Consider the following 19,332-nt stretch of genomic DNA (forward strand, 5'->3'; position numbering starts at 1 on the left):
GCATGCATCCGGTCGAGATCACGGCGACGCACAACCCGTTGCGGTCGCCCAAGGACTACCGCCTGAACCGGATCGCCGGTCCGTCGAGCCTCATCATCTTCGGCGTCACCGGCGACCTCTCCCGCAAGAAGCTCATGCCCGCGGTCTACGACCTCGCGAATCGGGGGCTGCTGCCGCCGGGCTTCGCGCTCGTCGGCTTCGCCCGGCGCGACTGGGAGGACCAGGACTTCGCCGCAGTCGTGCACGACTCGGTGAAGAAGTACGCCCGCACCGAGTTCCGCGAGGACGTCTGGAAGCAGCTCTCGCGCGGCATCCGCTTCGTCCAGGGCACCTTCGACGACGACGAGGCGTTCGCGCGCCTTCGACGCACCGTCGAGGGCCTGGACCGCGAGCGGGGCACCATGGGCAACCACGCGTTCTACCTGTCGATCCCGCCGAAGTCCTTCCCGCAGGTCACCGAGCAGCTCAAGCGCTCCGGCCTGACGGAGCAGAAGGGCGACCAGTGGCGGCGCGTCGTCATCGAGAAGCCGTTCGGATCCGACCTGAAGACGGCGATCGAACTGAACGACGTCGTCGCGTCGGTCTTCCCGCCCGACTCGGTCTTCCGGATCGATCACTACCTCGGCAAGGAGACGGTCCAGAACATCCTCGCGCTGCGGTTCGCCAACCAGCTCTACGAGCCCATCTGGAACGCCAACTTCGTCGACCACGTGCAGATCACGATGGCCGAGGACATCGGCGTGGGCGGGCGTGCCGGCTACTACGACGGCATCGGCGCCGCACGCGACGTCATCCAGAACCACCTGCTGCAGTTGCTCGCGCTCACCGCGATGGAGGAGCCCATCTCGTTCGACGCGGCGGACCTCCGTGCGGAGAAGGAGAAGATCCTCCGTGCGGTGCGCCTTCCGTCGGACCTCGCGACGGCGACTGCGCGCGGACAGTACTCGGGCGGATGGCAGGGCGGCGAGAAGGTCACCGGATTCCTCGACGAGGACGGGATGAATCCCGAATCGACGACCGAGACCTACGCGGCCATGAAGCTGCTCATCGGGACGCGCCGTTGGGCCGGCGTCCCCTTCTACCTCAGGGCCGGCAAGCGCCTCGGCCGCCGGGTGACCGAGATCGCGGTCGTCTTCAAGCGCGCGCCCCAGCAGGTGTTCGCCGACAGCCAGACGTCCCAGCTCGGCCAGAACGCGCTCGTGATCCGGGTGCAGCCCGACGAGGGCGTGACCATCCGGTTCGGCTCCAAGGTGCCCGGCGCGGGCATGCAGGTCCGCGACGTGACGATGGACTTCGGCTACGGACACGCGTTCACCGAAGCCAGCCCCGAGGCGTACGAACGACTCATCCTCGACGTGCTCCTCGGCGACCCGCCCCTCTTCCCCAGGCAGGAGGAGGTCGAGCTGTCCTGGAAGATCCTCGACCCGATCGAGGAGTTCTGGGCGTCGCAGGGTCGACCCGAGCAGTACAAGCCCGGATCGTGGGGCCCGGCCTCGGCCGACGAGCTCCTCGCCCGCGACGGACGCACCTGGAGGCGCCCATGATCGTCGAACTGCCCGACACGACCACGAGCCAGGTCTCGAAGACGCTCGTGAAGATCCGCGAGGAGGGCGGCGTCGTGGCCCTCGGCCGCGTGCTGACCCTCGTCATCGCGACCACGCACGACGCCGAGGAGGAGGCGATCGAGGCGGCGAACGACGCGTCCAGGGAACACCCGATGCGCGTCATCGTCGTCTCGACCGTCGACCAGGGCGACCCCGACGTCAGCCGGCTCGACGCGGAGATCCGCGTGGGCGGCGACGCGGGGGCGAGCGAGGTCGTCATCCTCAGGGCGAGCGGAGACGCCGCCCAGGACGAGCAGGGTCTCGTGATGGGGCTCCTCCTCCCCGACGCCCCGGTGGTCACCTGGTGGCCGGGCGCGGCGCCCGAGGTACCCGGCGACTCCCCGCTCGGCAGGATCGCCCAGCGGCGCATCACGGACGCGTCCATGCAGTCCGACCCGCAGGCCGCGCTCGACGCGCTCGCCGCGAGCTACCGGCCCGGCGATGCCGACTTCGCGTGGACTCGGCTCACGCTGTGGCGGGCGCAGCTCGCGGCCGTGCTCGACCAGCCACCGTACGAATCGGTGACCACGGTGCAGGTGACCGGGTCGATCGATTCCCCGTCGACGACGCTGCTCGCCGCCTGGTTGTCCATGCAGCTCGGCGCATCGACGAACTGCGCACTGACCGGACTCGAGCACGGCTCGCACGGCATCCGCGGAGTCTCGCTCGGCCGGGCGACCGGCACGATCGAGCTCGTCCGGGACCTGCCGGGCGTCGCCACGCTGCGTCAGCCCGGCCAGCCGGTGCACGATGTCGCACTCCCCCGGCGCAGCCTCCGTGACTGCCTCGCCGACGAGCTGCGCCGCCTCGATCCCGACGAGCTGTACGGTGAGGTGATCACCCGGGGGCTCGGCCTGCTCCCCGACCACCGCACCCCCGCGAGCGAAGGAGCCACCGCATGACGAACGAGCGGCGCGTACTCGTCCATCCCGACAAGGACACCCTCGCCGGGGCGGTCGCCGCTCGCTTCATCACCAAGGTCCTCGACCTGCTCGATGCGCAGGAGACGGTCCACGTGGTGCTCACCGGAGGTTCCATGGGCGCCGCCGTGCTCGAGGCCGTCCGCGCGTCCCCAGCGCACAAGTCCATCGACTGGCAGCGCATCCACTTCTGGTGGGGCGACGAGCGATGGGTCCCCGCGGGCGACGACGAGCGCAACGACCGGCAGTCGCGCGAGGCGCTCCTGGACGCACTGCACCTGCCCGACGACCACGTCCACCCGTTCCCGGCGTCGGATTCCGGGCTCTCGCTCGACGAGGCGGCCGACGCCTATGCGTCGGAGCTCGCCGCGCACGGGGCCGACGGCCTCCCGCATCCGGTGTTCGACATCGTGTTCCTCGGAGTGGGACCCGACGGCCACATCGCCTCGCTGTTCCCGCACCGGTCGGGAATCCAGGTCGTGGATCGGCCCGTGATCGCCGTCCGCGACTCGCCGAAGCCGCCGCCCGAGCGTCTGAGCCTGACCCGACCGGTCATCAACGCGGCGCAACGTGTCTGGCTGGTTCTGGCCGGCGCCGACAAGGCGTCGGCGCTCGGTCTCGCGCTCGCCGGAGCGAGCCGCGACGAAGTGCCCGTCGCGGGGATCAAGGGTCGGCGACGCACCGTCTTCTTCGTCGATCGGGATGCCGCGGCCGAGGTCCCCGACGCGCTCATCGCCCGCGACTACTGAGACGACGCGACGACCGTCCTGCCGGCGCGCCGGGTACGACGAAGGGCCGCCCCGCGGGGCGGCCCTTCGTCGTACCCGGGTCGGGATTCAGTCGTTCGCAGCGGTCCCGCGACGGGCGCGCAGCTGCTGCAGCGCCTCCTCGAGGAGGGCGGCAGCCTCCTCCTCGCTGCGGCGCTCCTTCACGTACGCGAGGTGCGTCTTGTACGGCTCGAGCTTCGCCACAGCGGGCGGGTTGTCCTTGTCACGGCCGGCCGGCAGGCCGGTCGACGGGCTGTCGATGACGTCCGGGATCTCCTCCTCGGGCACGTTGGCCGCGAAGTACCGCACGGTCTCGTTGCCCTGGGCGTCCCAGTAGCTCACGGCGACGCGCTCGGCGTGGAACCCACGGTCCTGCTCGCCCATCGGACCCGAACCGACCCGCGAACCGCGGATCGCGCTGTTTCCAGAAACCACGTCTCCTCCGTCAGATTCCGGCGTCGAACTTGGTGATGAGTCCGAGCACCACGATGCACGTCACCCAGACGAGTCCGAGGATGATCGTGATGCGGTTGAGGTTGCGCTCCGCGACCCCGGACGCACCGAGGTTCGACGTGACGCCGCCGCCGAACATGTCGGACAGCCCGCCGCCGCGGCCCTTGTGCAGCAGGATCAGGAGCGTGAGCAGGATGCTCGTGAGGCCGAGCAGCACCTGCAGGACGACCTGGAGAATCTCCACGGTGAAACCTTTCCGGGCATGACCGGGTATGTCGATGCCGCCTGTCGAGTATAGCCGCAGCGCCGTCCGGCCAACGCCCACGCGGGCGCGGCCGGACGGCGCTGCGGTGGAATCGGGGTCCTCGGATCAGGCCCCGACGTGCTTCTTGAAGCGGACGATGCTCGAGAACTCGTCGAGGTCGAGGCTCGCACCCCCGACCAGCGCGCCGTCGACATCGGGCTCCCGCATGAAGGCAGCGATGTTGGCCGCCTTCACGGAGCCGCCGTAGAGGATGCGGGTCGACGCCGCGAGCTCGGCACCGGCGATATCGGCGAGCACGCCGCGGAGGGCCGCGGCGACCTGCTGCGCCTGCTCGGGCGTGGCCGCCTGGCCCGACCCGATCGCCCAGACGGGCTCGTAGGCGACGACGAGTCCCTTGGACACGTCGACGCCCTCCAGCGCGGCACGGAGCTGCGCGACGGGCACGGCGCTGGCGCCGTGCTGCTCGAGGTCCTCCGCGGTCTCGCCGACGCACAGCACCGGAACGAGCCCATGGCGGTGCGAGGCGATCACCTTGGCGTTCACGACGTCGTCGGCCTCGGCGTGCATGGTGCGGCGCTCCGAGTGGCCGATGATGACGTACGCGCAGTCGAGCTTGGCCAGGAAGGCACCCGACACCTCGCCGGTGTAGGCGCCCGAGTCCTTGGCCGAGAGGTCCTGCGCGCCGTACTTCACCGGCAGGTCGTCGGCCGACACGAGCGTCTGGACGGAGCGCAGGTCGGTGAACGGCGGGAAGACCGCCACCTCGGCGTCGGCGAAGTCGTGCTTCGCGTCCGAGAGGTTCCACGCGAGCTTCTGGACGAACGCGATCGCCTGCAGGTGATCGAGGTTCATCTTCCAGTTGCCCGCGATGAACGGGGTGCGGGTCACTGCCATCCGAGGACCTCCAGTCCGGGGAGCTTCTTGCCTTCGAGGAATTCCAGGCTCGCGCCGCCGCCCGTCGAGATGTGCCCGAAGGCGGACTCGTCGAAGCCGAGCTGGCGGACCGCCGCCGCCGAGTCGCCGCCGCCGACGACGCTGAGGCCGTCGATCTCGGTGAGGGCGGATGCCACGGTGCGCGTGCCCTCGGCGAACGGAGCCAGCTCGAACACGCCCATGGGGCCGTTCCAGAACACGGTCCTGGCGTCTCGGATGCGGTCGGCGAACGCGGCGGCCGTCTCCGGCCCGATGTCGAGGCCGAGGCCGGAGGCGCCGAACGGCGTCTCCTCGATGGCGTCGGCCGGGGCCACCTCGTGGTCGGCATCGGCGGAGAACGACGCGGCGACGACGACGTCGGTCGGCAGGACGATGTCGACGCCGCGCTCCGCGGCATCCGCGAGGTACCCCTTCACGGTGTCGATCTGGTCGGCCTCGAGGAGGCTCGAGCCCACCTTGTGACCCTGGGCCGCGAGGAAGGTGAACAGCATCCCGCCGCCGATGAGGAGCGCGTCGACCCTCGGGAGCAGATGCTCGATGACGCCGAGCTTGTCGGAGACCTTCGAACCGCCGAGCACGACCACATACGGCCGCTCCGGGTTCTCGGTGAGGCGGTCGAGCACGTCGAGCTCGGCGGCGATGAGCCGGCCGGCCGCGCTGGGGCGGAGCTGCTCGAGCTCGTAGACGCTCGCCTGCTTGCGGTGCACGACGCCGAAGCCGTCGGAGACGACGGCATCGGCGAACTCGGCGAGCTGCCCGGCGAACGCGGTGCGCTCGGCCTCGTTCTTGCTCGTCTCACCCGGGTTGAAGCGGAGGTTCTCGAGCACGAGCACCTCGCCGTCGCCGAGGGCGGCCACCTTCGCCGCGGCATCCTCGCCGACCGTGTCGGTCGCGAATGCGACCGGGGCGTCCAGCACCTCGCCGAGGCGGACCGCCACCGGCTCGAGGCTGTACTTCGGGTCGGGTTCGCCCTCGGGGCGGCCGAGGTGGGAGAGCACGATCACCTTTGCGCCCTGTTCGACGAGCGCGGCGAGCGTGGGGACCGACGCACGAACGCGGCCGTCGTCCGTGATCACTCCGTCCTTCAACGGGACGTTGAGATCGCAGCGGACGACGACACGCGTGCCGGCGAGCGGACCCAGGGAATCGATGGTCCTGAGGGTCACGTCAGCTCGATTCAGAGTCGCTCGGCGACGTACTCGGTCAGGTCGACCAGTCGGTTCGAGTAGCCCCACTCGTTGTCGTACCACGACGAGAGCTTGACCTGATCGCCCAGGACCCGCAGCAGGCCGGAGTCGAAGATCGACGAATGCGGGTCGGTGACGATGTCGCTCGACACGATCGGGTCCTCGGTGTACTTGAGGATGCCCTTCATCGGGCCCTCGGCGGCCTTCTTGTAGGCGGCCTTGACCTCGTCGACCGTGACCGGGCGCGACGACGTCACCGTGAGGTCGGTGATCGAGCCGGTGGGCACCGGAACGCGCAGGGCGAAGCCGTCGAGCTTGCCGACGAGCTCGGGCAGCACGAGGCCGATGGCCTTGGCCGCACCGGTCGAGGTCGGGACGATGTTGACCGCGGCGGCGCGTGCGCGGCGGAGGTCCTTGTGCGGGCCGTCCTGCAGGTTCTGGTCGGCCGTGTACGCGTGCACCGTCGTCATGAGGCCGCGCTCGATGCCGAACTCGTCGTTGAAGACCTTCGCGAGCGGCGCGAGGCAGTTCGTGGTGCACGACGCGTTCGAGATGATGTGGTGCGCGGCGGGGTCGTACGAATCCTCGTTGACGCCCATCACGAAGGTGGCGTCCTCGTCGGTGGCGGGCGCGGAGATGAGGACCTTCTTGGCCCCGGCGTCGAGGTGCTTGCGCGCGTCGGCGGCCTTGGTGAAGAAGCCGGTCGACTCGATGACGATGTCGACCCCGAGGTCGCCCCACGGCAGGTTCGCGGGGTCTCGCTCGGCGAAGGCCCTGATCGCCTTGCCGTCGACGATGAGGTTGTCCTCGTCGTACTCGACGGAGACGTCGAGGCGCCCGGTGATCGAGTCGTACTTCAGCAGGTGCGCGAGGGTCTTGTTGTCGGTGAGGTCGTTCACCGCGACGATCTCGAGGTCCGCGCCCTGCGCGAGCGCGGCGCGGAAGTAGTTGCGGCCGATGCGGCCGAAGCCGTTGATGCCGATCTTTACGGACACAGGAATCTCCCCTGTAGGTACGGGCGCGATCGCGCCTTCGAGATGGATCTGACCGGACGGCGGTGTCCCCGGACGGCGTCCGGGGACACCATCCGCTATGACAGTAGCAGCAGGCCTGAGGTCTTCTCACTGGCGGCCTGGAAGCGCTGCTGGACGTTCGCCCAGCTCACGATGTTCCAGAACGCCTTCACGTAGTCGGCGCGCACGTTCCGGTAGTCGAGGTAGTACGCGTGCTCCCACACGTCCAGCATCAGCAGCGGGACGACGCCGGCCGGGAAGTTTGCCTGCTGGTCGAAGAACTGGACGATGATCAGGCGCTGGCCGATCGAGTCCCAGGCGAGCACGGCCCATCCCGAACCCTGAACGCCGAGCGCGGTCGCCGTGAAGTGCGCCTGGAACTTGTCGAACGAGCCGAAGTGGTCGTCGATCGCCGAGGCGAGCTCGCCGGTCGGCTTGTCGCCGCCGTCCGGCGACATGTTGGTCCAGAAGATCGAGTGGTTGACGTGTCCGCCGAGGTTGAACGCGAGGTCCTTCTCGAGCTTGTTCACGTTGGCGAGGTTGCCGGAGTCGCGCGCCTCGGCGAGCTGGGCGAGCGCCGTGTTCGCACCGGTCACGTAGGCCTGGTGGTGCTTCGAGTGGTGCAACTCCATGATCGTGCCGCTGATCGACGGCTCGAGCGCCGCGTAATCGTAGGCGAGCTCAGGGAGGGTGTAGTCAGCCATTGCTTCTCCTTGTCAGCAGCCGGGTGAACCGGACGTCTGCCCGGGGACCGCGGCGTTCTCGATCCTATGCCCGTGGTCGGGCCGGATGACGGGGGTTGACGGCGTTCGGGCGCCGTTCGGGCGCCGTTCAGACGTCGTCGAGGTCGGCCGGCAGGTTCGCCTCGGTGCCCGGCACGCCGAGTTCGACGGCGCGCTTGTCGGCCATCGCCAGCAGTCGACGGATGCGTCCTGCGACCGCGTCCTTCGTCAGCGGCGGGTCGGCGTGGTGGCCGAGCTCGTCGAGGCTCGCGTCGCGATGGGCCAGGCGCAGGTCGCCGGCGTACTTCAGGTGGTCGGGGATCTCGTCGCCGAGGATCTCCATCGCCCGCTCGACCCGGGCGCAGGCCGCCACGGCGGCCTGCGCGGAGCGGCGGAGGTTCGCGTCGTCGAAGTTCACGAGCCGGTTCGCCGTCGCCCGGACCTCGCGTCGCTGACGCAGCTCCTCCCAGTTCCGGACCGTCTCGTCGGCGCCCATGAGTGCGAGCATCGCACTGATGGCCTCGCCGTCGCGGATCACGACCCGATGCACGCCGCGCACCTCGCGGGCCTTCGCGGAGACGCCGAGCCGCCCGGCGGCGCCCACGAGCGCCATGGCCGTCTCGCCGCCGGGGCAGGTCACCTCGAGCGCCGCGGACCGACCCGGGTCGGTGAGGCTCCCCCGCGCCAGGAACGCGCCGCGCCACACTGCCGCCACCTCATCGCGCGAACCGGTGGTCAGCTTGTTGGGCAGCCCGCGCACCGGCCGTCGGCGCGCGTCGAGCAGCCCGGTCTGGCGCGCGAGCGTCTCACCGCCATCGAGCACGCGCACGAGGTACTGGTTCGTCCGGCGCAGGCCGGATGCGGAGATCACCGAGACGTCGGGCCGGACGCCGTACAGCTCGCCGAGGTCGCGGGTCACCCTGCGCGCGATCGACGGCGCGTCGAGCTCGGCCTCGATGGCGATCCGGCTCGAGATGATGTGGAGTCCCCCGGCGAATCGGAGCACGGATGCCAACTCCGCGGCTCGAACCGAGGTCCGGGTGACCTCGACCTTCGCCAGCTCCTCTTTCACCTCAGCGGTCAGGGCCACGTGGTCGTCCTCTCTGTGTTGCGTCGGCGCCGTCGGCGCCGGTTCATTCCCGTCCGAGATCGCGGTGCTTCACGCTCACCGCGAGCCCCGGGATCGATCTCAGTCGCGCCGCGAGCTCGCGGACCAGCGCGACCGAGCGGTGCTTTCCGCCGGTGCAGCCGAGTGCGATGGTCGCATGGCGCTTGTTCTCCCGCTGGTAGCCCTCGAGGACGGGGCGCAGCGCAGCGACGTAGGCGTCGAGGAACTCGCGCGCACCGGGCTGGCCGAGCACGAACTCCGCGACCTCGGGGTCCTCGCCGGTGTGGGCGCGAAGCTCGGGCTCCCAGAACGGGTTCGGCAGGAATCGCGCATCGGCGACGAGGTCCGCGTCGGGGGGCAGGCCGTACTTGAACCCGAAGCTCTGGACGATCACGCGCAGGCCCGCGCGGTCCTCCTCGGCGAAGGTCTCGGTGACGAGGGTCGCGAGCTGGTGGATGTTGAGGTCGGAGCTGTCGACGATGATGTCGCTCGATTCGCGCACCTCGGCGAGCCGTGCACGCTCGGCCGTGATGCCGTCGAGCAGCGTGCCGTCACCCTGCAGCGGGTGCGGCCGGCGCACGGACTCGAAACGGCGCACGAGCACCGCGTCGTTCGCGTCGAGGAAGACCACGCGGACGTCCACCTTGTCGCGGAGCGACTCGACCATCTCCTGCAGTTCCGAGAAGAACGTGCCGCCACGGATGTCGACGACCGCGGCGATCCGCGGCAGCGACGCGCCCGCCCGCTGCGCGAGCTCGACGAGGGGGCGGAGCATCTGGGGCGGGAGGTTGTCGACGACGTACCAGCCGAGATCCTCGAGTGCGTCGGCGACGGTGGAGCGTCCTGCTCCCGACATCCCCGTGACGATGAGCATCTCCTGGCGATCGCCGTCGGTCATCTCGCTCGGCGCTCCCTTCCTGCATTCCCCCGGTGGTCCAGCCTAGTCCGCGGCGGACCGGTGCGATCCCTCCAGGTGCGAGCGGATGGCCGATGCGAGGCTCGGGCCGATGCCCGGGACCTCGGCGATCGCCGACTCGTCGGCCCCGCGGAGTCGCGCGACCGAGCCGAAGTGCTTGAGCAGCGCCTTCACGCGGGCGGGACCGAGCCCGGGCACCTCCGACAGGACGGTCGCGATGTCGCGCTTGCGGCGCTGCCGCTGGTGGGTGATCGCGAAGCGGTGCGCCTCGTCGCGGATGCGCTGGAAGAGGAAGAGGGCGTCGCTGTTCCGGGGCAGGATCACCGGGAAGTCGGAATCCGGGGTCCAGATCTCCTCGAGGCGCTTGGCGATGCCGCAGAGGTAGACGCCGCCGACCCCGGATTCGCGCAGGGCCCGCTCGGCCGCAGCGACCTGCGGCTGCCCGCCGTCGACGACGAGAAGGTTCGGCCGGTACGCGAACTTGGCACGTCGCGGCGACACGACGGCCTCGCCCTCGTCGACCGGCGGTTCCGGCGTTCCCGCGCCATCGTCGCCGACGGGCGCCCGGGTCGCGGCATCCGCCTCGTTCGCACCGTCGCCTGGAGATGCGAGGTACGCGAGACGACGCGTGAGCACCTGGTGGATCGAGTCGGTGTCGTCGGTGGTGCTCGGGATCGTGAAGCGGCGGTACTCGTCCTTCCGCGGCAGTCCGTCCTCGAAGACGACCATCGACGCGACGACATTGGTGCCGCTCAGGTGCGAGACGTCGAAGCACTCGATGCGAAGGGGCGCGTCGGCCATGCCGAGCGCCTCCTGGATGTCCTCGAGCGCACGGGAGCGCGCGGTGAAGTCGGCGCTCCGTCGGGTCTTGTACAGCACGAGCGTCTGGCGTGCGTTCTGCGTCGCCGTCTCGAGGAGCGCCGCCTTGTCTCCTCGCCGGGCGGCCCGGAGCCGCACCCTGCGGCTCCCGAGCGCCGCGAGCCAGCCTTCGAGCGCCTCGGCGTCATCGGGCAGCGCCGGGACCACGACCTCGGCCGGCGGACGGATGTCGCCGCCGTAGGCGTTCTGCACCACGGAGTCGACGAGATCGCCGAGGCTCATGTCGAGCTCGGTGTCGACGGTCCAGGAACGCACGCCCCGGATCCGGCCGCCTCGGACCATGAAGAGGTGCACGGCCGCCGCCAGCTCGTCGTGGTCGATGCCGAACACGTCGACGTCGACGTGGTCGCGGAGGACGACCGCGCTCTTCTCGAAGAAGGACTCGGCCGCCTGCAGCTCGTCGCGCCGCCGCGCCGCGGTCTCGTAGTCCTGCACCGCCGCGGCCGCACGCATCTGCTGCGTGAGGTCGGTGATGATGCGGCGGTCCTGGTTCTGCATGAACGCCACGAACCGGTCGACGTTCGCGCGGTGCTCGGCGATCGTGACCCGACCCGAGCACGGGCCGAAGCACCGCCCGATCTGACCGGCGAAGCAGGGCTTGCCGGTCTGCATCGCCCGCTTGTAGTCGGAGTCCTTGCAGGTGCGGATCGGGAAGAGCTTCAGCAGCAGGTCGAGCGTCTCGTTGACCGCCCACACCTTCGGGTACGGGCCGAAGTACCTCGCACCGGGGATGCCGCGGCGCCGTGTCACGATCGCCCGGGGCGCCTCGTCGGCGAGCGTCACCGCGAGGTAGGGGTACGACTTGTCGTCGCGGTACTTGACGTTGAACGGCGGATCGAACTCCTTGATCCACGTGTACTCGAGCTGGAGCGCCTCGATGTCGTTGCCGACCACGGTCCATTCGACGGACGCCGCGGTCGTGACCATGCGGCGGGTGCGCTCGTGGAGCGTGTGCAGCGGCGCGAAGTAGTTCGACAGCCGCGCGCGGAGGTTCATCGCCTTGCCGACGTAGAGCACGCGTCGGTCGGCGTCTCGGAATCGGTAGACGCCCGGATCGGTCGGGATCTCGCCCGGCCGCGGACGGTACGGGACGGTGTTCGCCATGTTCAGCTGGCGGCGACCGCCGGGCCGGCGGCGGCCTCGAAGATCTCGCGCAGGAAGTACCCCGTGTGGCTCTCGTGGACCTCGGCGACCTGCTCCGGCGTGCCCGTCGCGACGACCTGGCCTCCGCCCGAACCGCCCTCGGGTCCGAGGTCGATGATCCAGTCGGCGGACTTGATCACATCGAGGCTGTGCTCGATCACGATGACCGTGTTGCCCTTCTCGACGAGCTTCCCGAGCACCTTCAGCAGCTTCCGCACGTCTTCGAAGTGCAGCCCGGTCGTGGGCTCGTCGAGCACGTACACGCTGCGCCCGTTCGACCGGCGCTGCAGCTCGGTCGCGAGCTTGACGCGCTGCGCCTCGCCGCCGGAGAGCGTCGTCGCACTCTGACCGAGCTGGACGTAGCCGAGGCCGACGTCGACGAGCGTCTTGAGGTAGCGGTGGATCGCCGAGATCGGCTCGAAGAACTCGGCCGCCTCGCTGATCGGCATCTCGAGCACCTCGGCGATGTTCCGGCCCTTGTAGTGCACCTGCAGCGTCTCGCGGTTGTAGCGCTTCCCGCCGCAGACCTCGCACGCGACGTACACATCGGGCAGGAAGTTCATCTCGATCTTGATCGTGCCGTCGCCCGAGCACGCCTCGCAGCGGCCGCCCTTGACGTTGAAGCTGAACCGCCCGGGCAGGTAGCCGCGGGCCTTGGCCTCGGCGGTCTCGGAGAACAGCGTGCGGATGCGGTCGAACACACCGGTGTAGGTCGCCGGGTTCGACCGCGGGGTGCGCCCGATCGGGGCCTGGTCGACGTGGACCACCTTGTCGAGGTGCTCGAGGCCGCTCACGCGACGATGCTTGCCGGGCACCTTGCGCGCCCCGTTCAGCCGGTTCGCGAGCACCCGGTAGAGGATGTCGTTCACGAGCGACGACTTGCCCGACCCGCTCACGCCCGTGACGGCCGTGAAGGTCCCGAGCGGGAACTCGACATCGACGCCGCGGAGGTTGTTGGCCTGTGCCCCCTCGACCCGGATCACGCGCGCGGGATCGACCGGTCGACGCGCCGACGGGATCGCGATCTCCTTGCGCCCGGCGAGGTAGTCGCCGGTGAGCGACTCGGTGTTCTTCATCAGGTCGGCATAGCTGCCGCTGTGCACCACCGTGCCGCCGTGCACGCCGGCCCCGGGGCCGATGTCGACGATCCAGTCGGCCGTCCGGATCGTGTCCTCGTCGTGCTCGACGACGATCAGCGTGTTGCCGAGGTCGCGAAGGGCGACGAGCGTGTCGATCAGCCTGCGGTTGTCCCGCTGGTGCAGGCCGATGCTCGGTTCGTCGAGCACGTACAGCACGCCCGTGAGTCCCGAGCCGATCTGGGTGGCGAGTCGGATGCGCTGCGCCTCGCCGCCCGAGAGGGTGCCTGCAGCACGGGCGAGGTCGAGGTAGCTGAGCCCGACGCGGATGAGGAAGTCGAGTCGGAGCTTGATCTCGCGGAGCACCTGCGCCGCGATGGCCTGCTCGCGATCGGTCAGCTCGAGGCGGTCCATGAACGCCCGCGCGTCGTGCAGGCTGAGGCGGCACACGTCGGCGATGGACGCGTCGTGGATGCGGACCGCGAGCACCTCGGGCTTCAGCCGGTCGCCGCGGCACACCGGGCAGGGGATCTCGCGGAGGTACTCGGCCCAGCGTGCACGCTGCACGTCGGTCTCGGCCTGGAGGTACTGCCGTTCGATGTAGGGCACGACCCCCTCGAAGCCCGAGGTGTAGCTCATCTCGCGGCCGTACCGGTTGCGCCAGCGGACGCGCACCTCGAAGTTGTCGCCGCGCAGCACCGCGTGGCGGGCGTCCGCGTCGAGTTCCTCCCATGGCGTGTCGAGCGAGAAGCCCAGGTCGCGGGCCAGCCCGTCGAGGAGCTTCTCGTAGTAGTTGTAGAGGCTCTTGCCCTGCGAGGTCCACGGCAGGATCACGCCCTCCGCGATGCTGAGCGTCGGGTCGCCGAGCAGCAGCTCCTCGTCGACCGACATGCGCGTGCCGAGCCCGGAGCACTCGGGGCACGCACCGAAGGGGGCGTTGAACGAGAACGTCCGCGGTTCGATCTCGGTGAGCGCGATCGGGTGCTGGTTGGGGCAGCTGAGCTTCTCGGAGAAGGTCTGCCACGCGGCATCGCCCTCGCGGTCGACGTAGTTGACCTGCACGACGCCGTCGGTCAGCCGCAGCGCGGTCTCGAGCGAGTCGGTCAGTCGACCCAGGAGGTCGTCGGATGCCACGAGCCGATCGATCACGACCGAGATGTCGTGCTTGACCTGCTTCTTGAGCTTGGGCGCCTCGTCGAGTCGGATGAGCTCGCCGTCGACGACGGCGCGGGAGTACCCCTGGCCCGAGAGCTCGCGGAAGAGGTCGACGAACTCGCCCTTCTTCTGCGAGACGACGGGGCTCAGCACCTGGAACCGCGTTCCGGCCTCGAGTTCCATCAGGCGGTCCGCGATCTGCTGCACGGTCTGGCGCTGGATCCGCTCGCCGCACACCGGGCAGTGCGGCACGCCGATGCGCGCCCAGAGCAGTCGCATGTAGTCGTAGATCTCGGTGATCGTGCCGACGGTCGATCGCGGATTGCGGTTCGTCGACTTCTGGTCGATCGAGACGGCCGGGCTCAGGCCCTCGATGAAGTCGACGTCGGGCCGGTCGACCTGCCCGAGGAACTGCCGCGCGTACGCGGAGAGCGATTCGACGTATCGGCGCTGGCCCTCGGCGAAGATCGTGTCGAACGCGAGCGAGGACTTGCCCGAGCCCGAGAGCCCGGTGAACACCACCATCGCGTCCCGGGGGATCTCGACATCGACGTCGCGCAGGTTGTGGACGCGTGCCCCGCGGACACTCAGGCGCGAATGGGCATCGAGACGTGAAACTGGCACCCTACGAGTCTACGAACGGCCTCCGACACTCATGCCGCGCGCGCACCTGCTGAGAGCGAACACACGTTCGATCGACGGGTCCGCTCGGCGCTTCGCCGCCGAGGCGGCCCGTCAGCCGAGGTGCCCCGCCTTCTCCATCTGGCGGAGCTCACGCTTCAACTCGGACACCTCGTCGCGCAGTCGCGCGGCCAGCTCGAACTTCAGCTCGCCGGCGGCCTCGAGCATCTGGTCGTTGAGGTCGCGGATGAGCTCCTCGAGATCGTTCGCCCCGGCGGCGGCGATGCCGTCGCGCTTCATCGGCACCGGCGAGGTCTTCCGCCCCTCGCGACCGGAGAGGAGCGCGGCCGTGTCGGCCTCCTCCCGCGCGAGCACCTCCGTGATGTCGGCGATCCGCTTGCGGAGCGGCGTCGGGTCGATCGCGTTGACGCGGTTGTACTCGAGCTGCCTGTCGCGGCGGCGATTGGTCTCCTCGATCGCGAGCTGCATCGAGTCGGTCATGACGTCGGCGTACATGTGGACCTGGCCCGACACGTTGCGCGCTGCGCGTCCGATCGTCTGGATGAGCGAGGTCGAGGAGCGCAGGAACCCCTCCTTGTCGGCATCGAGGATCGCGACGAGCGACACCTCGGGCAGGTCGAGTCCCTCGCGGAGCAGGTTGATTCCCACCAGCACGTCGAAGACGCCCGCCCGCAGCTCGGTCAGCAGCTCGACCCGGCGGAGTGTGTCGACATCGGAGTGGAGGTACCGCACGCGGACCCCCGCCTCGGTGAGGAAGTCGGTGAGCTCCTCGGCCATGCGCTTGGTGAGCGTCGTGACGAGCACGCGCTCGTCGCGCTCCGCGCGCGCCCGGATCTCCTCGAGCAGGTCGTCGATCTGCCCCTTCGTGGGCTTCACGACGATCTCGGGGTCGACGAGGCCCGTCGGGCGGATGATCTGCTCGACCACGCCGTCGGCGATGCCCATCTCGTACCGGCCGGGCGTCGCCGACAGGTACACGGTCTGCCCCACGCGGTCCTTGAATTCGTCCCATTTCAACGGGCGGTTGTCGAGGGCGCTCGGCAGGCGGAACCCGTGCTCGACCAGCGTGCGCTTGCGCGATGCGTCACCCTCGTACATCGCGCCGATCTGCGGCACGGTCACGTGCGACTCGTCGATCACGACCAGGAGGTCGTCGGGGAAGTAGTCGAGCAGGCAGTGCGGCGCCTCGCCAGGGGCACGCCCGTCGATGTGCCGGGAGTAGTTCTCGATGCCCGAGCAGAAGCCGATCTGCTCCATCATCTCGAGGTCGAACGTCGTCCGCATGCGCAGTCGCTGCGCCTCGAGCAGCTTGCCCTCCCGTTCGAGCTCCTGGAGTCGCTCGTCGAGCTCGTCGCGGATCGTGCCGATGGCCCGCTGCATGACGTCGACGCTCGCGACGTAGTGCGAGGCCGGGAACACGGGCACCGCGTCGAGCTTCGCGACGACGGTCCCGGTGAGCGGATGGAGGCTGTGCAGCGCCTCGACCTCGTCGCCGAACATCTCGATCCGGATCGCGTGCTCCTCGTAGACCGGGATGATCTCGATCGTGTCGCCGCGCACGCGGAAGGTGCCCCTCGAGAAGTCGACGTCGTTGCGCTGGTACTGCATCGACACGAACTTCCGGATCAGCCAGTCGCGATCGACGCGCTGGCCGACCTGCAGCGGCATCATCGCGCTGAGGTACTCCTCGGGCGTGCCGAGGCCGTAGATGCACGAGACGGTCGACACCACGACGACGTCGCGGCGACTGAGCAGCGAGTTCGTCGTCGAATGCCGGAGCCGCTCGACCTCGGCGTTGATCGAGGAGTCCTTCTCGATGAACGTGTCCGTCTGCGGCACGTACGCCTCGGGCTGGTAGTAGTCGTAGTACGAGACGAAGTACTCGACCGCGTTGTTCGGCATGAGCTCGCGGAACTCGTTGGCGAGCTGCGCCGCGAGGGTCTTGTTGTGGGCGAGCACGAGCGTCGGCCGCTGCACCTGCTCGATCAACCACGCCGTCGTCGCGGACTTGCCGGTGCCGGTCGCCCCGAGGAGGACCACGTCGGTCTCGCCGGCGTTGATCCGGGCCGCCAGATCGGCGATCGCCTTCGGCTGGTCACCGCTCGGGGCGTAGTCGCTGACGACCTCGAACGGGCGCACGGAACGGGTGGACTGCATGGATTCCAGTCTAGGTTCGGCCACCGACACCGCGGCCCGAGGCGGCGGGGTGCCCCGCCGCCGGCTCAGCCGCGCTTCGCGTGCCGCGTTCGCTCGATGTCGACCCACAGCGCGTCGGCCTGGCTCATGGTGTGCGCGATGGTGCCGCCGGTGTCGATGACGACATCCGCCACGGCACGCCGTTCGGCATCGCCGACCTGCGCATCGACGCGTGCCTCGGCCTGGATCGGATCGAGGCCGCGCTCCTCCACGAGTCGCTTGACCTGCGCGCGCTTCGGCGCACTCGTGACGACCACGAGGTCGAACGGATGGTCGACCTGCGCCTCGACGAGCAGCGGGACGTCGTAGACGACCACCGCATCGGGGTCCTCCTGCTCGGCCCCCTCGATGAGCCGTGCCGACAGCTCGCGCACCGCCGGGTGCACGATCGCGTTCAGCCGCGCGCGCGCGTCGTCATCGTGGAACACGAGTTCGCCGAGGCGCTGTCGATCGAGCGTGCCGTCGGGACGCAGCACGTCCTCGCCGAACTCGTCGACGATCGCTCGGAGGCAGGGTGTCCCCGGGTCGACCACACGGCGGGCCAACTGGTCCGCGTCGAGGTGGATGGCGCCGTGCTCGACGAGCCGGCGCGCAACGGTGGACTTGCCCGACGCGATACCGCCGGTGAGGCCGATCAGATACACGCGTCCACTCTATTGGTGACGGCGCTCCACCCGAACACGGACGACTCGGCGGACCGCAACGCCGGAAGGCCGGCCCCCGAGGGGACCGGCCTTCCATGTGACGTTCGAGCAGCGAGGCTGCGCGAAGCGACTAGTTGCTCGAGAGCTTCTCGCGCAGCGCCGCCAGCGAGGCGTCGTCGGCGAGGGTGCCCGCACCGGCCGAGTCGCTCGAGAACGACGAAGCGCCCGACGAGAACGAGTCGTCCGAAGCCTGCGCCGCGAGCGAGGCCGCGACCTGCTTCTTGTGCGCCTCCCAGCGAGCCTGGGCGGCAGCGTACTCCTGCTCCCACTTCTCGCGCTGGGCCTCGAAGCCCTCGCGCCACTCGTTGGTCTCGGGGTCGAAGCCCTCGGGGTACTTGTAGTTGCCCTGCTCGTCGTACTCGGTGAGCATGCCGTAGAGCGCCGGGTCGAACTCGGTGCCCTCGGGGTCGACCCCATCGTTGGCCTGCTTGAGCGACAGCGAGATGCGGCGACGCTCGAGGTCGATGTCGATGACCTTGACGAAGACCTCTTCGCCGACCGACACGACCTGCTCGGCGAGCTCGACGTGACGGCCCGACAGCTCCGAGATGTGCACGAGGCCCTCGATGCCGTCCGCGACGCGGACGAACGCGCCGAACGGGACCAGCTTCGTGACCTTGCCCGGGGTGACCTGGCCGATCGCGTGCGTGCGCGCGAAGACCTGCCACGGGTCCTCCTGGGTCGCCTTGAGCGAGAGCGAGACGCGCTCGCGGTCGAGCTCGACGGAGAGCACCTCGACGGTGACCTCCTGGCCGACCTCGACGACCTCGGACGCGTGCTCGATGTGCTTCCACGAGAGCTCCGAGACGTGGACGAGACCGTCGACGCCACCGAGGTCGACGAACGCACCGAAGTTGACGATCGACGAGATGACACCCTTGCGGATCTGTCCCGGGTGGAGGTTCTGCAGGAAGGTCGAGCGCGACTCCGACTGGGTCTGCTCGAGGAGGGCGCGACGCGACAGGACCACGTTGTTGCGGTTCTTGTCGAGCTCGAGGATCTTCGCCTCGATCTCCTGGCCGAGGTACGGCGTGAGGTCGCGGACGCGGCGCAGCTCGATGAGCGAGGCCGGGAGGAAGCCGCGGAGGCCGATGTCGACGATGAGGCCGCCCTTGACGACCTCGATGACCGAGCCGGTGACGACGCCGTCGTCTTCCTTGATCTTCTCCACGTCGCCCCAGGCGCGCTCGTACTGCGCGCGCTTCTTCGACAGGATCAGACGGCCTTCCTTGTCCTCCTTCTGGAGAACGAGGGCCTCGACGGAGTCGCCGACCTCGACGACCTCGCTGGGGTCGACGTCGTGCTTGATGGAAAGTTCGCGTGAGGGGATCACACCCTCGGTCTTGTAGCCGACGTCGAGGAGGACCTCGTCGCGGTCGATCTTCACGACGGTGCCCTCGATGAGGTCGCCGTCGTTGAAGAACTTGAGCGTCTTCTCGACCGCGGCGAGGAAATCGTCAGCAGATCCGATGTCGTTGATCGCGACCTGCTTGGGCGCCTTGGTCGTTGCGGTTGTCATGTAGTGGATGCTCCGAATGGACAATATCGGGCCCGACGCGGGAAGAGCGTTGTCTTTGGTGGTCCGCGACGGGCAGGCGGACAGGATTGTCACACGAGTGACACTCCATCCTAGCCGTGCGCGACGCCAT

The 19,332-nt window shown here is 69.4% G+C and carries 16 protein-coding genes; 3 read left to right on the forward strand and 13 right to left on the reverse strand.

The window, feature by feature from the left end; all coding sequences use genetic code 11:
• The first annotated feature begins 2 nt into the window (after window positions 1-2).
• Genes zwf through pgl form a run of 3 tightly spaced genes read left to right on the forward strand, consistent with a single transcriptional unit; the run spans window position 3 to window position 3,273 of the window.
• The gene (zwf, locus tag GJR97_RS14485; RefSeq protein ID WP_154347507.1) at window positions 3-1,544 is read left to right on the forward strand and encodes a glucose-6-phosphate dehydrogenase; all 1,542 of its coding nucleotides are present in this window, start codon (window positions 3-5) and stop codon (window positions 1,542-1,544) included.
• A complete protein-coding gene (locus GJR97_RS14490) occupies window positions 1,541-2,506 on the forward strand; it encodes a glucose-6-phosphate dehydrogenase assembly protein OpcA (protein WP_154347508.1) in 966 nt (321 codons plus the stop codon). Before zwf ends, GJR97_RS14490 begins: the two co-directional genes overlap by 4 nt.
• Window positions 2,503-3,273, forward strand: coding sequence for a 6-phosphogluconolactonase (pgl, locus tag GJR97_RS14495; RefSeq protein WP_154347509.1), 771 nt, complete (start codon window positions 2,503-2,505; stop codon window positions 3,271-3,273). The genes GJR97_RS14490 and pgl overlap by 4 nt, the downstream gene beginning before the upstream one ends.
• Before the next feature lie 87 nt (window positions 3,274-3,360).
• Here pgl and GJR97_RS14500 read toward each other — a convergent pair whose 3' ends face one another.
• From GJR97_RS14500 to rpsA, 13 genes are all read right to left on the reverse strand, one after another.
• Window positions 3,361-3,726, reverse strand: coding sequence for an RNA polymerase-binding protein RbpA (locus tag GJR97_RS14500; protein ID WP_324613528.1), 366 nt, complete (start codon window positions 3,724-3,726; stop codon window positions 3,361-3,363).
• A gap of 10 nt (window positions 3,727-3,736) precedes the next feature.
• The gene (secG, locus tag GJR97_RS14505) at window positions 3,737-3,988 is read right to left on the reverse strand and encodes a preprotein translocase subunit SecG (RefSeq protein ID WP_067947350.1); all 252 of its coding nucleotides are present in this window, start codon (window positions 3,986-3,988) and stop codon (window positions 3,737-3,739) included.
• A gap of 126 nt (window positions 3,989-4,114) precedes the next feature.
• The gene (gene tpiA, locus GJR97_RS14510) at window positions 4,115-4,903 is read right to left on the reverse strand and encodes a triose-phosphate isomerase (protein WP_154347511.1); all 789 of its coding nucleotides are present in this window, start codon (window positions 4,901-4,903) and stop codon (window positions 4,115-4,117) included.
• Window positions 4,894-6,108, reverse strand: coding sequence for a phosphoglycerate kinase (locus GJR97_RS14515; protein WP_324613529.1), 1,215 nt, complete (start codon window positions 6,106-6,108; stop codon window positions 4,894-4,896). Before GJR97_RS14515 ends, tpiA begins: the two co-directional genes overlap by 10 nt.
• Before the next feature lie 11 nt (window positions 6,109-6,119).
• Entirely contained in the window at window positions 6,120-7,124 is a 1,005-nt protein-coding gene (gap, locus tag GJR97_RS14520; RefSeq protein WP_324613530.1) for a type I glyceraldehyde-3-phosphate dehydrogenase, read from the reverse strand.
• A 95-nt stretch (window positions 7,125-7,219) separates the two neighbouring features.
• The gene (locus GJR97_RS14525) at window positions 7,220-7,846 is read right to left on the reverse strand and encodes a superoxide dismutase (protein ID WP_154347512.1); all 627 of its coding nucleotides are present in this window, start codon (window positions 7,844-7,846) and stop codon (window positions 7,220-7,222) included.
• A 127-nt stretch (window positions 7,847-7,973) separates the two neighbouring features.
• Window positions 7,974-8,954 (reverse strand): DNA-binding protein WhiA, encoded by a 981-nt coding sequence (whiA, locus tag GJR97_RS14530; RefSeq protein ID WP_324613531.1) that lies wholly within the window; start codon window positions 8,952-8,954, stop codon window positions 7,974-7,976.
• Between the two features lie 43 nt (window positions 8,955-8,997).
• The gene (gene rapZ, locus GJR97_RS14535; RefSeq protein WP_154347513.1) at window positions 8,998-9,870 is read right to left on the reverse strand and encodes an RNase adapter RapZ; all 873 of its coding nucleotides are present in this window, start codon (window positions 9,868-9,870) and stop codon (window positions 8,998-9,000) included.
• Window positions 9,871-9,912: 42 nt separating this feature from the next.
• Window positions 9,913-11,871, reverse strand: a complete 1,959-nt coding sequence (gene uvrC, locus GJR97_RS14540; RefSeq protein ID WP_154347514.1) for an excinuclease ABC subunit UvrC — start codon at window positions 11,869-11,871, stop codon at window positions 9,913-9,915.
• Between the two features lie 2 nt (window positions 11,872-11,873).
• A complete protein-coding gene (gene uvrA / locus GJR97_RS14545) occupies window positions 11,874-14,765 on the reverse strand; it encodes an excinuclease ABC subunit UvrA (protein WP_324613532.1) in 2,892 nt (963 codons plus the stop codon).
• A gap of 111 nt (window positions 14,766-14,876) precedes the next feature.
• Window positions 14,877-16,940 (reverse strand): excinuclease ABC subunit UvrB, encoded by a 2,064-nt coding sequence (gene uvrB / locus GJR97_RS14550; protein WP_154347515.1) that lies wholly within the window; start codon window positions 16,938-16,940, stop codon window positions 14,877-14,879.
• A gap of 65 nt (window positions 16,941-17,005) precedes the next feature.
• Window positions 17,006-17,623 carry a dephospho-CoA kinase gene (gene coaE, locus GJR97_RS14555; protein WP_324613533.1) on the reverse strand — a complete coding sequence of 206 codons (618 nt, stop codon included), beginning with the start codon at window positions 17,621-17,623 and terminating at the stop codon, window positions 17,006-17,008.
• A gap of 130 nt (window positions 17,624-17,753) precedes the next feature.
• Window positions 17,754-19,202, reverse strand: coding sequence for a 30S ribosomal protein S1 (gene rpsA / locus GJR97_RS14560; protein WP_154347516.1), 1,449 nt, complete (start codon window positions 19,200-19,202; stop codon window positions 17,754-17,756).
• Between the last annotated feature and the right edge of the window lie 130 nt (window positions 19,203-19,332).

The organism is Agromyces kandeliae (assembly GCF_009674665.1).
Lineage (GTDB): Bacteria > Actinomycetota > Actinomycetes > Actinomycetales > Microbacteriaceae > Agromyces > Agromyces kandeliae.